Annotated in this window: 12 protein-coding genes; 3 read left to right on the forward strand and 9 right to left on the reverse strand. The window is 40.6% G+C overall.

Going from position 1 to position 14,527, the window contains the following annotated elements; genetic code table 11:
• Positions 1 to 72 precede the first annotated feature (72 nt).
• From FVB32_RS08145 to FVB32_RS08155, 3 genes are read left to right on the forward strand one after another with little or no spacing between them, the layout of a single operon-like run.
• Complete coding sequence (locus FVB32_RS08145) at positions 73 to 522, forward strand: DMT family transporter (RefSeq protein WP_147743026.1); 450 nt, start codon at positions 73 to 75, stop codon at positions 520 to 522.
• A gap of 4 nt (positions 523 to 526) precedes the next feature.
• On the forward strand, positions 527 to 1,264 hold the full coding sequence (locus FVB32_RS08150) for a GNAT family N-acetyltransferase (RefSeq protein WP_147743029.1): 738 nt from the start codon (positions 527 to 529) through the stop codon (positions 1,262 to 1,264).
• 40 nt (positions 1,265 to 1,304) lie between these two features.
• Complete coding sequence (locus FVB32_RS08155) at positions 1,305 to 1,934, forward strand: NAD(P)H-dependent oxidoreductase (protein WP_147743032.1); 630 nt, start codon at positions 1,305 to 1,307, stop codon at positions 1,932 to 1,934.
• Between the two features lie 255 nt (positions 1,935 to 2,189).
• Here the strand turns inward: FVB32_RS08155 and FVB32_RS08160 are convergent, their stop codons facing one another.
• The 9 genes from FVB32_RS08160 to FVB32_RS08200 form a co-directional block, all read right to left on the reverse strand.
• Positions 2,190 to 2,483, reverse strand: coding sequence for an alanine:cation symporter family protein (locus FVB32_RS08160; protein WP_394348883.1), 294 nt, complete (start codon positions 2,481 to 2,483; stop codon positions 2,190 to 2,192).
• 129 nt (positions 2,484 to 2,612) lie between these two features.
• On the reverse strand, positions 2,613 to 4,247 hold the full coding sequence (gene pafA, locus FVB32_RS08165; protein ID WP_147743036.1) for an alkaline phosphatase PafA: 1,635 nt from the start codon (positions 4,245 to 4,247) through the stop codon (positions 2,613 to 2,615).
• Positions 4,225 to 5,481, reverse strand: a complete 1,257-nt coding sequence (locus tag FVB32_RS08170; RefSeq protein WP_147743039.1) for a ComEC/Rec2 family competence protein — start codon at positions 5,479 to 5,481, stop codon at positions 4,225 to 4,227. Before FVB32_RS08170 ends, pafA begins: the two co-directional genes overlap by 23 nt.
• The gene (locus FVB32_RS08175; protein ID WP_147743042.1) at positions 5,471 to 6,349 is read right to left on the reverse strand and encodes a nucleoside phosphorylase; all 879 of its coding nucleotides are present in this window, start codon (positions 6,347 to 6,349) and stop codon (positions 5,471 to 5,473) included. The genes FVB32_RS08170 and FVB32_RS08175 overlap by 11 nt, the downstream gene beginning before the upstream one ends.
• Before the next feature lie 8 nt (positions 6,350 to 6,357).
• Entirely contained in the window at positions 6,358 to 7,287 is a 930-nt protein-coding gene (locus tag FVB32_RS08180; protein ID WP_147743045.1) for a glycerophosphodiester phosphodiesterase family protein, read from the reverse strand.
• 132 nt (positions 7,288 to 7,419) lie between these two features.
• A complete protein-coding gene (locus tag FVB32_RS08185; RefSeq protein ID WP_147743048.1) occupies positions 7,420 to 8,835 on the reverse strand; it encodes a RagB/SusD family nutrient uptake outer membrane protein in 1,416 nt (471 codons plus the stop codon).
• A 17-nt stretch (positions 8,836 to 8,852) separates the two neighbouring features.
• Complete coding sequence (locus FVB32_RS08190; RefSeq protein WP_147743051.1) at positions 8,853 to 12,377, reverse strand: TonB-dependent receptor; 3,525 nt, start codon at positions 12,375 to 12,377, stop codon at positions 8,853 to 8,855.
• A 191-nt stretch (positions 12,378 to 12,568) separates the two neighbouring features.
• Positions 12,569 to 13,690 (reverse strand): FecR family protein, encoded by a 1,122-nt coding sequence (locus FVB32_RS08195; protein ID WP_147743054.1) that lies wholly within the window; start codon positions 13,688 to 13,690, stop codon positions 12,569 to 12,571.
• A 129-nt stretch (positions 13,691 to 13,819) separates the two neighbouring features.
• Positions 13,820 to 14,410, reverse strand: a complete 591-nt coding sequence (locus FVB32_RS08200; RefSeq protein WP_147743057.1) for an RNA polymerase sigma-70 factor — start codon at positions 14,408 to 14,410, stop codon at positions 13,820 to 13,822.
• Between the last annotated feature and the right edge of the window lie 117 nt (positions 14,411 to 14,527).

The following is a 14,527-nucleotide window of genomic DNA, read 5'->3' on the forward strand; positions in this document are numbered from 1 at the left end:
ATCAACATATGTAAATGCAGGGCATATAGCACTGTACTAATTTTGACCTATAAATCATAAATACTTTGAGTTATGAGTCAGTCAACACCAATTCTTTTAGCATTTATAGGCGGAGTGTTTTTGGCCTTACATGGAGGTTTGAACTCACAATTGAGCGAACAACTTAAAAGTCCGATGCTGACTTCACTGGTAGCCTATATTTTCAGTACGTTGATAGCTTTTTTGGCTGTGGCCATCAACACCAGACATCTTCCTTCTTTTTGCCAATTGAAGGACGTGCCCTACTACTTGTGGTTTTCGGGAGCACTATTTAGTGTGGCAGGGATTGGTCTGTACTATTATACCATTCCCAAACTGGGCATCTCAACAATGATCTCTATCGGTCTGTTCGGACAGATTTTGTTTTCGGTCGTTGCTGGTTACTTTGGGTGGTTTGGACTTCCTTCTGAACCTATGGCCTATAAAAAGATTTTTGGTGTTCTCGCCATGACTTTGGGAATTATTTTAATCAAAAACAATTAATGCAATGGATTTAGTAAAAGCAAACATAGATAATTTGACCTCTTTATGGCAATTGGTAAATCGAAAAGCTGGGGCTTATGTAATTGGGGATGTTTTCGACTACGGAATTATAAACTACTCCAGTTGGCCCAATAGGCTGTGGTTCATAAATACACCAAATCAAGGTGACCTGAACAATGCTAAACAAATTATTTCTTCGTCCAAGACCAGTATTACCGTTCCCTTTTGGAACATCAGCGGGAACGATTACGAGCCCTTGCTGATAAAAAATGGCTTTGAAAAAGTTTTGGAACAGGTAGGAATGTCTTCCGACCTTACAAAAGGTAATTTTACACTTTCAGAAATTGACTTTCGCGAAGTAAAAGACGAAGGCACAGCGCTATTATGGGAATCATTATTTAAAAAGGCCTTCAACTACAAAATTCATCATGAACTACTCCTGAAAAGCTATGATGAAGTGAATTATCTAATTGCCTATGACAAGGCATCCCCCGTTGGCACTGCTTTGATTTACTATACTAAAAATGAGATAGTTGGAATTCATTCCATGGGAATCATTCCCGAGATGCGAAGAAAAGGTTACGCTGAAAAGATGATGCATTCCATGTTATATGAAGCGGTTAACAAAGGATATAATTATGCTGTACTTCAAGCCTCGGCAATGGGAAAAGGGTTGTATGAAAAGCTAGGTTTTGAAGAACAGTTTTTAATGAGAAATTACGCACTAGAGCAAAATATATAAATAGAAGGATAACAATTTTTAATCTATAACAATTAAAAAAATGAGACTAGTTGAAAATTTAAAATGGCGTTATGCCACCAAAAAATTTGATTCCGGGAAAATCGTGTCAGAGCAAGATTTGGATTACCTGAAAGAAGCGGTACAATTGTCTGTGTCGTCCTATGGTTTACAGTTATACAAAGTGCTGATTATTGAGGACAAGGCATTAAGAGCGCGCTTAAAAGAGGTTTCTTGGGGGCAATCGCAAGTGACCGAAGCATCGCATTTATTCGTCTTTTGTAATTTTTCAGAACACAAAGAAGAGCGTATAGACGATTATATAAACAACATTGTCAAAACTCAGCAAATACCGATTTCAGAAGTGCAAGGTTATGGGGATTTTATTAAAGAAAGCCTTTCCCAAAAGAACGAATCTGAATGGCAGTCTTGGTCCAAACGACAAACATACTTATCTCTCGCCAATTTACTGAGTGCATGTGCTGAACTCAAGATCGATGCTTGTCCGATGGAAGGCTTTGACCCCAAAGCCTATAATGAAATACTAGGTCTGGATAAAAGAGGGCTTAACGCTTCGGTTATTGCAACAGTTGGATATCGTTCTGAAAAAGATGCTACCCAATATCGCAAAAAGGTCAGAAAAACTATGGAAGAGTTATTTGAAACAGTATAAAAAGCATTTTCATTTTGATTTTTCCCACTTTCAGAATTTCAGATAATCGATACCTCTATACCAGAATGTTATTGGAATATCAATCACCAATTAGTAGACAGGCCGATTTATACTTTAAGAGGACAAGTAAATGATTCAAAGGATTTAGAGGGGTTTAGCTATCCTAAAAGTAATGATGTAGTTTATTGTGATAAATGTAGAAATCTTTAAAGCAATGAATCTATAAGCTTAAATAAAGGTTCGCTTTTAATCTGTCTACCTTTTTGATAGTAGTGCAATGTATTTTGTGAATTCGTTTTTTACGTTGGGAAACAACATTAACAATCCGATTATATTTGGAAAAACCAAAGCCAATATCATGGCATCAGAAAACTTTATTACGACATCCATGGTAATCGCAGCGGCCAAAACCGTAAAAACGAGAAACAATAGTTTGTATGTTAAATCGGTCAGTTTTCCTTGTCCAAAAAGATATTTCCAAGCCCGAAGACCATAGTAGGACCAAGATAGGATAGTGAAAAAAGCGAACAAACAAACTGCTGCCATCAAAGTATAGGACGACCCTTTGATTGAACAAAATGCTCAATCGTTAGCAGGACAGGTTGGGTTGGGTTGCATGCATCTGCACCATACAAAGCTTCTTTTCCATATCCACTATGCATTTTAAAGCCCTTGGGTTTAATCGAATAACTCATGTATCGGCTCGCTGGAAGCATTGGAAGGCAAGGGAATGTCCAATAAAAAAGAAAGAGTCGGTACAATCTGGTCAATGGTATGTTTTGCAATACTTGTTCCTAGAGGCACCTTCCAACCATACCACAACATGGGTACATGGGTGTCATCGTTATATGCTGTTCCGTGGGTGGTGCCTTCTAGTCTTTTTGGCATCCATCCTGGTTTGAAGCGTAAAAGAATATCTCCTGAGTTCTGACGATGATAGCTTTTTCTGAAAATTTTATCGATTTCGAAGTTTCTAGTATTGTGAAGATACGGCACATACATTTCCGCAATACCTTCCATCGATTCTAATAGAGCAATGGAAGTTTCGAGAACTTCTCTTTTTGATGTTTTAACCGTATTCAGATAAACTTGGATCTTATCCAAGTGGGAAATATAATCCCCCTGACCGTACAGTTTCCAGAGACTTCTATTCAGACTATCTTTGATTGCGGCCGTATCGAAGAATTTGCCCGGAAGTCTTGAACTTTCCAAAAATGGTGGGTGATCACTGGCCGCATGGTCAGCGGTCAGGAACAGTAGATAATTTCCTTTTCCAACCTCGTCATCCAAGAAACCGAGGAGTTCGGAAAGCTCCCTGTCGATGCGCACATAGGTGTCCTCCAGTTCCTTGGAACGGATTCCAAAGCCATGCCCTACATAATCGGTACTGGAATAACTTATGGTCAAAAAGTCTATTTCATCGTCCTGTCCCATTTTTTCTCCTTTGATGGTCGCCTTGGCCATTTGGGTTAACAGCGTATTGCCAAAGGGCACTTGGGGCAGCAGTGCGAAATCACCATTCTTTTTTCTGAGCTTTTTGAGGTCATAGGGGAATTCGGAGGTTTTCTTGCTGACGAATAGTTTTTCCATAGAACTGGCATCCGGTCCGCTATGGCTATATTTTTCCAAAGGTAATAAAGGTTCCCATTTCACGTTCAAAAGGGAATCGGCGACCTTTCTTTTATTGAATTTGTTCAACCATTTCGGAAGATTATCCGAATAGTAAGAACTTGTTATAAAGTCCCCTGACTCGGTATTGTACCAAAATGCATAATCGGCCAAGTGGCCCGCCGGAAAAATGGCACCCCTGTCCTTCAATGAAATTCCTGTTACCTTTGAGCGTCCGTTGGAAAACAGTTTAAGTTCATCGGTAATGGTATTGGACTTCAAATTTTTTGGGGAGCGGGAATAACCCGTCACTTTCTTTTCAGAATTTGGCCCGTCCACCAGAAATTCGGCTTCATCTTCAGCGCAATACATCGGGCGCCTTTTTTCTCTATTATACCAATCGTTGGCAACTATTCCATGATTTGCAGGTGTCGACCCTGTATAAATAGAGGCATGGCCCGGTCCGGTTGCCGTTGGAACATAGTTGTAATGCATGTTCTTGACGTTAAAACCATCTCGTATCAAACGTTTAAATCCGTTCTCGGAATAGTTATCCCAAAAACGGTACAGATACTCCTGCCGCATCTGGTCGACTACGATTCCGACAACCAATTTGGGTTTATCGTTGTGCTGTGCGAAACTATATTGGCTGCATAGTACAGCCATCAGGATAAATGCAATTTTAATTACTTTGATAGGGGCCATAATACTTGTTTATATTTAAAGTTGCTTCATCCAAAACGTAAACCATAAAGCTTGCTCCATTGTGAGCGACACGCACTACAATATGCCCTTGAAGGCTTTTATAATTGTCCTTAAACCATGGACCGTAAGTAACCAATGTTTCAGGATGCATGTTTGTTGAGAAAATATCCCTTATGTTGGTCTTCTGACTTTGATGAATTAAGCGTTGGTATACTTCTTGTCCTGGATGGTCTGAGCACCATAATTGCTGAACTACCACCTTGGGGTTTAGGGTTTCGACAAAAAACTCATTCGTCGCATCTCGATTCCCATGGTGGTTAAGAGTTGTCACTTCTACCTGGCCCACAACTTTTGCAATTGGCGTTTCTACATCAAACCATTTGGGAAGGCCAAAGCCTTGCAGACCTGTATTATCACCACCTGTGAAGTAGTCGAAATCACCATAGGACATCTTTAGTGCCAAGCTCAGTGGATTTTCATTGTAGCCACCTTTATAAAAAGCTGTCATATCATTTGCGGAAAAATACTCCATGGTAATGCTGTCCATTCCCGTCCAAATGGTACCGTTGGATTTGATATTGCGAATGGAAAAATTTCCGTACTTGTTTCTGTGGTTTAAGAGTTGTATTTGGGATTTACTGCCTACTTCCAAAGCCTCGACAGGCATTTTCGTTGTTGCCAGGAAAGAAATATATTCCTGAAAAATACTGTCATTTTTTAGATAGGTGGTAAGGTCAAATGGAAAGTTGAGGTACGGCGAATTCCGATCTATGATTTTCCCAAAGGGAATGTCCTTTCCTAAATCCATTAGACTTCCGTAGTGGTCGGAATGAAAGTGGGAAATCACCGCATAATCTATGTTGTCCTGATGTTTTTTTGGAGTAACATTTTTGATATAGTCCGATATCCATTTCCAAGTTGGTTTACTATCATCAGGTACCGGGGAGGTGGCTTTTAAGGGATTATATTTTTCTTCGAACTTCTCCTTGTCCATACTTCCGGCATCCAAAAGCATGGTGGTGCCATCTGGAAGAACAAAAAACGTGCAATTACCACTTCCTGTATTGATATGATGAATGTCCAAATAACCTTCTTGCCAATCCGAAAGTTTCTTTTGGACTTTGGGCAATTCGGTGTTTTGACGATGTGTACCTATTGGTTCGGACTTGGGCCTGCAAGCCCACTGACATCCTAACAACAAGGTGGTCAGAATTATACCGATTTTATGATTCATCTGCTATAATCTTATGTAAAACATATATTATGAGTTCTTTGACTTTTTCACGATAGTTTTTATTGGCCTCTTTGTTCAATCTATTTGCAATGACCAGGCAGATGGCGATGGCATCATGTCCCAGCATTTTGGCTAGACCGTATAGCGCAGAGCTCTCCATTTCGTAATTGGTTATTGTATGGCCATGATATTCGAAATCGGAGAGTTTATTGTTGATGTCGTCCAGTTTTTTGGAAAGGCGCAATTCCCTTCCCTGAGGCACATAAAACCCTGGTGCTGTAATGGTGATACCTATAAAGGTATCCTCGCTCTTTAATTGAAGAAGCAATTTTTTTGAGGCGTCCACCACATATGGATTCAGAAATATGGAATGGCCTCCCACCAAAATCCGAAACAATCTACGGAACTCTTCATTTACGACTTCTTCCCCTTTTTCATAGAAATATAGGAGATTATCAAACCCAACTGATTTTTCGGAAATGACATACGAATTGACAGGAATGTGTTTTTGAAGACTACCTGAAGTCCCAATTCTTATAAATTCAAGTTTTCTTTTTTCTTTCTTTATTTCCCTCGTTTCAAAGTCGATATTGACCAATGCATCCAATTCATTCATAACAATGTCGATATTACCAATGCCGACACCGGTGGAAACAACTGTAATTCTTTTATACTCGAATTTTCCGGTGATGCTCACATATTCTCTGTTGGCTATTTTGAATTCGATATCAGAAAATAAAGATTCAAATACGTCTACCCGTTTGGGGTCGCCCACCAGAATGACGGTATCTGCAATTTGCCCTGGTCTCAAATGCAAATGGAAAATACTTCCGTCAGGGTTTAGGATTAACTCGGAATCTAAAATCATGTGTGGTCTTAGTTATGCAAGTTCTCACTTCGTAAAAATTCCAGTAACAACTTCGGGCGATCAGTTTGGATAATATCGACATTGTTGTCGATGTACCATTGATAGGTATTGATGTCCATTGCGGCTTTTTCATCATCATGGCCACCACTCAGACGAGGCCATAACGAGTTGACCCAAACACTTGATCCTTTTTCACGTATTTCGTTGAAATAAGAACCTAAACCGATGGTGTCGTTCGGGATTATAAATTCGAATGCCACAGGTTTGCGGTGCTCCACATAATCATCAACAATTTCACTGCTACCTTGCTTCAAGCGGATTACAGGCATAAAATTGACGTTGCCCAGATATGTTCCGAATTCTTCTTCTACCTCCATTCTTGTTTTCGTTCCTTTGATGATAACCTGATCCAGGGTTTCCGTCAGTTTTACAATTTGAAAACACTTGTCAAAAATGGAATAGCTTTTATCCAGATTGACCAGAATCTTGTTCTTGGAGGTCATAAGTGCTTCTCCAAGTGTTGGTATTTTATGCGGAGTAGCGACTCCCAATCCATCTTTTAAGTGCAATGTCCTTAACGAATCCAATGTCCAATCTTTGACAAATCCTTTTCCGGTAGTGGTACGGTCAATAGTTTCGTCATGCATGAGCACTAAATGGCCGTCTTTGGTTTCCCTTATGTCAATTTCTACCATATCCACACCCATATCGATACAATTTTGGATGGCTTGCAACGAATTTTCAGGTGCATTCCGCCAATCTCCTCGATGCGCTACTACAATGATTTCTTTGTTTGCTGAATTGTTGAGATTAGCGATTTTATCCTGGATTGTGGATGCCTTGATATCTGCTGCATCCTTAGGGATTATCTCAGTGGTTTGTTGTCCTTTACAGTTTCCCCATAGCAGAAGGGCCGTAAAAAATAAAAAGCGTTTCATGTTATGTTTTTTGAAGGTTTGTTGGTGATTCTTTAAAAAGAAATAAAAGGGGGGACGTAATCCCCCCGATTGAAATAAACTAAACTAAACTAACTCAAACTAACTAGTGCTGTTCTTATGCTGTAATTCTGGTTAATACCCTGGATTTTGGGTGATGGATGAATCGGTGTCCAATTGACTTTGCGGTATTGGAAGAATCAATTTGTTGTCATCTATGGTTACATTGGCTCCGGTGCTGCTAAAAAAAGCGTTCATTACCGAAACTGCCGTACCGTAGCGTTTTAGATCGAACCAACGATGGCCTTCCCCGATAAACTCAAAACGACGTTCTTGGCGAATTGCATCCCGAACTTCTGCTTGGGTCGTTGCCGTCGTTGCCCCCAAACCAGCTCTTGCCCGAATTGTATTTAGCTGAAGTATGGCATCAGCGGTCTGATTGTTTTCATTTAGCGCTTCGGCGTATTTGAGGATGACATCGGTGTATCTAATAATCAAATGGTCACTTCCCCCATCATCGGCACCTGTGGTCGATACCTCATACTTAGTAGAAAAGTAAAAAGGGTTTGCTCCAGGATCTACAGCCACATAATCATTGAGTCTGGTATCCCCAGCATCATAGGAATCTATAAAATCCTGTGTGGGCAGATTGTGGCCTTTTGCATTTGCCGTTGTCCCGGAAGGGCGGAACTGGGAGCCCGCAGGACTGCCTTCAAAACTGCCATCAACGTTAAACCCGCTTGCAAACTGCACTTCGAACAAGATTTCGGAATTACCTTCGTTGGCCACACCAAAAATCTCAGCGGTTGTAGCTGCCAAGGTGTATTCACCGGAATTCACCACTGCCTCCAAATTGGTCAATGCACTGCCAAAATTACCTTGGGTCAATTGTACATCACCCAACAATGCTTGAGCTGCACCCCTTGCAGGCTTACCTAATTCTTTGCTTACCGGAAGATCCTGGATGGCATCATTTAGATCGGTTTCAATTTGGGTATATACCTGAGCCATTGGGGTACGGCCTTGACCAAAGAAATCGAAGGGGCTCTCGGTTTCGGTGGTGACCAAGGGCACATCGCCATAGAGTCTTACCAAATTGAAATACAATAGGGCCCTAATGAATTTCATCTCACCAATTCTACTGGTTTTACGGGAGGCATCTTCATATTCTATGTCGGTAATTCGATTCAAGACCGTATTGGCCCTCTGGATGCCTTTGTATGATTCGCGCCATATATCTCCTACAAGGTCGTTACCTGCGTTGGTCGAAAAATCATCTAATTGCCCAAAACGACCACCATCATTTGCCGCAATTTCCTCAAAGGAATCTTCCCCTGAAATTTCACCAACACCAATTAAATCTAGGCCATAAAGACCTCCGTTTTGCAATTGTGCATAGACTCCCGCTATAGCGCTTTCCAATTCTTGTTCATTGGAATAGAAGTTATTGGCAGACTTTTCGGTAATTGGAATAATATCCAATTCATCTTCACATGAAAACAGCCCAAGGAAGACAACCACCATTAAAAATGTATATTTATTAAAGTTCATTTTGTTCAGTTTTCGGTTTAAAATTTAACGTTTAATCCCAGTGCTATAAAGCGTGTCAACGGACTAGCAGATTGAATCCAACCCCTTGTGAGGGTTTGTTGGTTATTGCTGTCCCTTGTATCCAATGCATCAGGATTGTATCCCCGGAAATTCGTACTATTGAAAATATTGTTCCCCGTTAGGTAAATTCTTAGGAAATCGATGCCCAAATAATTGGTGACACTTTCCTGGAAGTTATATCCGAGTTGCAGACTTCTCAAACGGAAATAATCCGCATCGTATACGGAAAGACTGGAAGACCTTGTTAACCTTCCGGCAGAGGAAAAACTGGAAAAATCCGGTCTTCTGAAAAAGCCATTGGGATTTCTATCGGAATAGTAGTTGTCAAAATAATGCTGGGTTGGCACAAAAAAGCCTTCCCCACTTTCTGCAAAGTAAACCATACGGTCCGAGACTTTTCTGCCTTCTATTCCCGTGAATTGGGCATTAAAATCAAATCCTTTATAGTTGAGGGTAAAACCAAAACCATAGGTAAAATCTGGATTGTAGTCCCCAAGGGTAACCCTGTCATCCGGGGTAATTTGTCCATCACCATCGGCATCCCTTACCACATAATCACCAACTTCGGTACCCGCTAGCGGTGTCACCGTTGCTGCATCTATTTCGGCCTGGGTTCTGAATACTCCCTGGATGTCATAGGCATAGAACTCCGCAATACTTCCACCAACTTTGGTAAGGAAGCCCATTCCCCCGTTGCTCTGGATAATCTGTTCCTGACCTTCTCCCAAGGCCAAAACCTCATTTCTGCTACTGGTGATGTTGGCATTAAAGCCCAATTTTAGTTCGCCAATCTCAAAGTCGTTTCCTCGGATTTCAAATTCGAACCCCTTGTTTTCCAATTCGCCAATATTCTGCAAGGATTGGGAAAATCCCGATTGTTGTGGCACTGGAACTTCCAATAGGAGGTCGGAGGTCTTGGATTTGTAGTATTCGGCCGTGAACAATATTTTGTTATCCAAAATACCAAGGTCCACACCCATATTCAGCGCGGTATTGGTTTCCCATGAAAGGTCGGGATTGGGAGAGGTTTGCGTATATGAACCTGGAACCAGTTGTCCATCTACCACATAATTATCCGGGTCAATCAATGCGATGGAACCAAAATCCCCAATTTGATTGTTACCGGTTTGGCCCCAGCTTGCCCTTAGTTTGGCAAAACTTAAAAGCCCGTCTTCAGGAAAGAAGGTTTCGTTGCTCAACGTCCATCCGCCGGAGACAGATGCGAAATTTCCATATTTTGTATTTGCTCCAAAACGTGATGAACCATCCCTTCTAAAAGAACCAGAAAGGGAATATCTGCCATCATAGTCGTATTGCAAACGGGCAAAATAGGATTCAAGCGCCCATTTGCTCCTGCCAACGACGGCAGAAGGATTGGTGGCCCCGGCTATGTTCCGAAGGTTGTCATCTGCAAAGTTATTGCCCTGTAATCTTGTGTTGAAAAAGCTTTCTTCTTGATAACTGAAACCCAGCAAAGCGTCAAAGGTATGTTTGTCTAGGATTTTGTTATAGGTCAGAAGGTTCTCCGTGATGAAATTTTCCCTTCTAGCGTTGTTCTCGAAAGCCTGCGTAAGGTTGTTCGCCACTGGAGTTCTATAGTTACCAATGTTTGAAGGAGCAAAGAATTCTGTAAAAATGGTGTTGAAATCACCGCCCAGTGAGGTTTTGAACTTTAAATTGTCCCAAGGTTCCACTTCCACGTAAGCATTTCCAAACAATCTTAAACGTCGTTCAAAAAAATCGGTCAGCTCCGTTTGTGCAACGGTATTCTCGGAGATTGGCCCGTCCCAATTGTCGTTATTGTCCTGTAATTGATTTGCTATGGCAAAAGTACCATCTGTATTTCGGATTGGGTAATAAGGTTGCATCAATATGATGGAGAAACTGGGGTCTGGTTGAGCACGGTTATTATCCACACCGTAATTGGACCAACCCGCCTCACCGGTTGGATTGGAATTGACCAACGAAATATTGGAAGTAATTCCAAACCGGATCCGCTTGTTTATTTGGGAATTCAACTGCATATTGGCCGTGTAGCGCTTGTAATCAGAATCCATTATAATGTTTTCTTGATTCAAGTACCCGAAAGAAATGGAGTAATCTGTTTTTTCTGTTCCACCACTGAGGTTGATATAGTGATTCTGTTGGGCAGCAGTACGGAATACGGCTTCTGTCCAATTGGTGTTGGTCAAACCTGCCTGTCCATCCAAATAGCCCTGTAAATAATTTGGAATCCTACTACGTTTTCCTCCTCCATTGGCATCACGAGTAGCATTGTCATCGGTTATGCTCCTACCTGGCCCTCCAGAAACATATCCAAAATTCCTGGAATCAGAATCGAACAAAGCTGCATCATAGGCATCCACGAGTTCAAAGTTGTCAATGCGATCTTGAAATCCATAATAGGTATCATAGGTTACCTTTAAACTCCCTTGTCTTCCTTTTTTGGTGGTGATTAAAATAACACCATTGGATGCCCGGGAACCATAAATAGCGGCAGAAGCTGCATCTTTAAGGATGTTGACGGATTCGATGTCTTGAGTGTTGATGGAACTAAATGAAGATCCTTCGGACAAAGGATTTCCATCGATTACGATTAACGGGTTGGTTCCTGCTGTCAAAGTGTTGAGACCTCGAATCTGAATTACGGAGTTCTCACCGGGATTCTTTCCATTGCCAAGCACCTGTATTCCAGATACGTTCCCTGAAAGTGCCTGCTCAAAGTTTGCAGACGAGAAGTTGTTCAGTGCTTCGCCATCGACTTTGGAAACGGCTCCGTTAAACTTTTCCTTGGTGGTAGAACCGTAGCCGATAATGACCACTTCCTCCAATTTCCCTGCATCTGGCAGTAGCTGAATGTTTACGGTGGTCTGTCCACTAACAGCGATTTCTTGTGTGGAATATCCTAGATAGGAAACCTCGAGTATGGCATTGCCCGACGAGACCTCAATGGTGTAGTTTCCGTCAAAATCTGAACTCACCCCATTGATTGTTCCTTGCTCAATGATGCTGGCACCTGGTAGTGGTTGTCCATCCTCATCCGTAACCGCCCCATTTACCGAAAACTGGACTTTGGCCCCCAAGTTGGATTCCTCGGGTTGGGAAGTACGTTCAGATTCGGTTCGTTTCACCAAATAAATTCGGCGGTCGTTGAGGTTGAATGTGGTCTCCGTATTTTGAAAAACCCGGTTGAGCACATTGGTGATACGTTCCCGATCCACTTTGATCGAGACAATTCGATCTATGTTTACGTCTTTGATTTTATAGACAAACTCAAACTCGGTTTTACTTTCTATTTCATCTATCAATTGTCCAATGGAGACGTTGTTCAAATCCAGTGTTACTTTGGCACGTTGTCCGTAGGCATCGTTGGCCTGCATGGAAAAGAGAGCGGCCAAAAGGAACAACGTACTGAGTTTCATTTTTAGGTCATATTTAAATACTGGAAATAGGCTTCTTTTAAGTGTAAGAAGTTTTTTCATACTTTTATAGTGTTAATTGTGGTTAATCTTTTTTAGATTGATCACTTCTACCAATCGGAAGATGTTCGTAGCATTTTCCGATTTTTTTTGGTCAATTTTAACCTTAGTAAGAAGCAATCATTTAGTATTTGGTCACATCTTTTTTGGGTTATGTCATAGGCGATATGGTTTAAAGTTTAGCTGTTCGGTAGTTATTGTATGATTATTTTATCATTCAGGAATTGGTATTCAATACCGTAATTGGCTTTTAATTCCATGAGTACATCTTCTATGGGTTCATTTCCGAAATTCGCATTAAACTCTTCATGGGTCAAATCTGAATTGTTGTTTATAATGGTCACATCGTAGTGTCGCTCCAATTTCTTCATGATGTTACTAAAGGTCATGTTCCGAAAAACCAATTTCCCATTGATCCATGAGGTATACAAACTCGTTATAACTTCCGACGTATCGATATTGTTTTTGGCCTTGTCAAAACTTCCTTTGAATCCAGGCTTTAGGTATACGTTTTTTTCCGAACCGTATTCTTCTTCCTCGGTATATAGACTTACCGCACCTTCAACAAGCACAACTTCCGTAGTTTCGTCCTCTGGATATGCCGATACATTGAATTGGGTACCTAACACGCGAACGTTTAATCCATTTGTATTTACAATGAAAGGGTGCTCAGGATCTTTTGCCACATTCAGATAGGCTTCGCCTGTGATTAAGACCAATCTGTCTGAACCCGGAATAAATTGCACAGGATATTGGATGGAGGACCCAGCATTCAGGTGTGTGACTGTTCCGTCCGATAATTGGAGTTGAAAAGTCTTTCCTCTAGGTACGGTCAAGGTATTGTATGCCAATTCTGTTTTAGAAGCACTGTCGGAGTATTTCAAACTTTTCCCGTCTTGTTTTCCAACTACATTGCCATTGGTATCAAGTACTTCTACCTGTCCATTTTCATTGATGACTTTGACATCTCCATTCTCAAGTTGTAGGGTAATGGCATTTTCGGGGATGATAAGATTGGTGTTCGATGTATTGTTTTGCAGATAGAAATACCCTATTGCCATTAAACCTATAAATACAGCTGCTGCGGCAGACACTTTCCAAAAAATCGACTTTCTCCGCTTGGAACGGGTTTGTGTATTGATGGATGTCCATAACGATTCCTTTATGGCATTTTTGTGGGCTTCATCATTAAAATGAAGTTCTAAATGAGCCAACTTTAGTTCCTGCTTGAACTTTTCTAAAATTTCCAGCTCTTGATTGGATATAGATCCGTTAAGGTATTTATCCAACAGTTTTTTAAATTCTTGCTCTTGCATATTTTCTGCGCTATATAATTATGAACCATAAAGCCATGAAAACTCACATGAATTTTTCATAATTAACATTTTATTAACATTTTTGAATGGAATATGGGAATTTAGTGAGCCTAATTATTGGAGGAGGTATTAAAAGAGAGTGATAAATATAACAAGAGATGTCAAGGAGCTTTGGGCCAGCCTTAAATTTTGTCGGATGGACTTTAACGCAATGGACATTTGATTTTCCACAGATCGTTTGGAGATGCCCAAACGTTGGGCAATTTCTTCATTACTGGCAGATTCCATATGACTAAGTCTGAATATCTGTTGACATCTGGGCGGTAATTCGGTCAATGATCTTTCTATGATAAATTGGGTCTGATCCAGATTATGTTTGTTTTCAATGGCAGATTCAGATGCCAATTCCAATGACGCTATAGCTTGATGATGGCTTGCGTTAAGTTTGTTGTCCCGCAAATATTTAAAACAGCCATAGGTCACAGATTTAAAAATGTAAGCCTCAAAATTTTTAATGTCACAACCTTCCTTTTTCTGCCAGAGGTTAAGCCAAATATCCTGAACAATGTCTTTTGCGATATCCTCATCAAGAACTATGGATTTGGCATTGACGAACATGGGCTCCCAAAAAAGTTCAAATAGCTTTTTAAAAGCCTTTTTATTGCCCTTTTTGAATTCTGCTAAGAGTAGTATGTTGGTTTTCAGTTTTGAGGTTGACATTTCAATTCAATACCTGATTATATAAAATTTTATATGATAAATGTATAAAAAATGTATTTGTCTTCTAAAAATGATAAATATTTTAATCGATTGATAAGAATAATTTAATGTAAGAAC

Source organism: Flagellimonas hymeniacidonis (assembly GCF_008040165.1).
Taxonomy (GTDB): domain Bacteria; phylum Bacteroidota; class Bacteroidia; order Flavobacteriales; family Flavobacteriaceae; genus Flagellimonas; species Flagellimonas hymeniacidonis.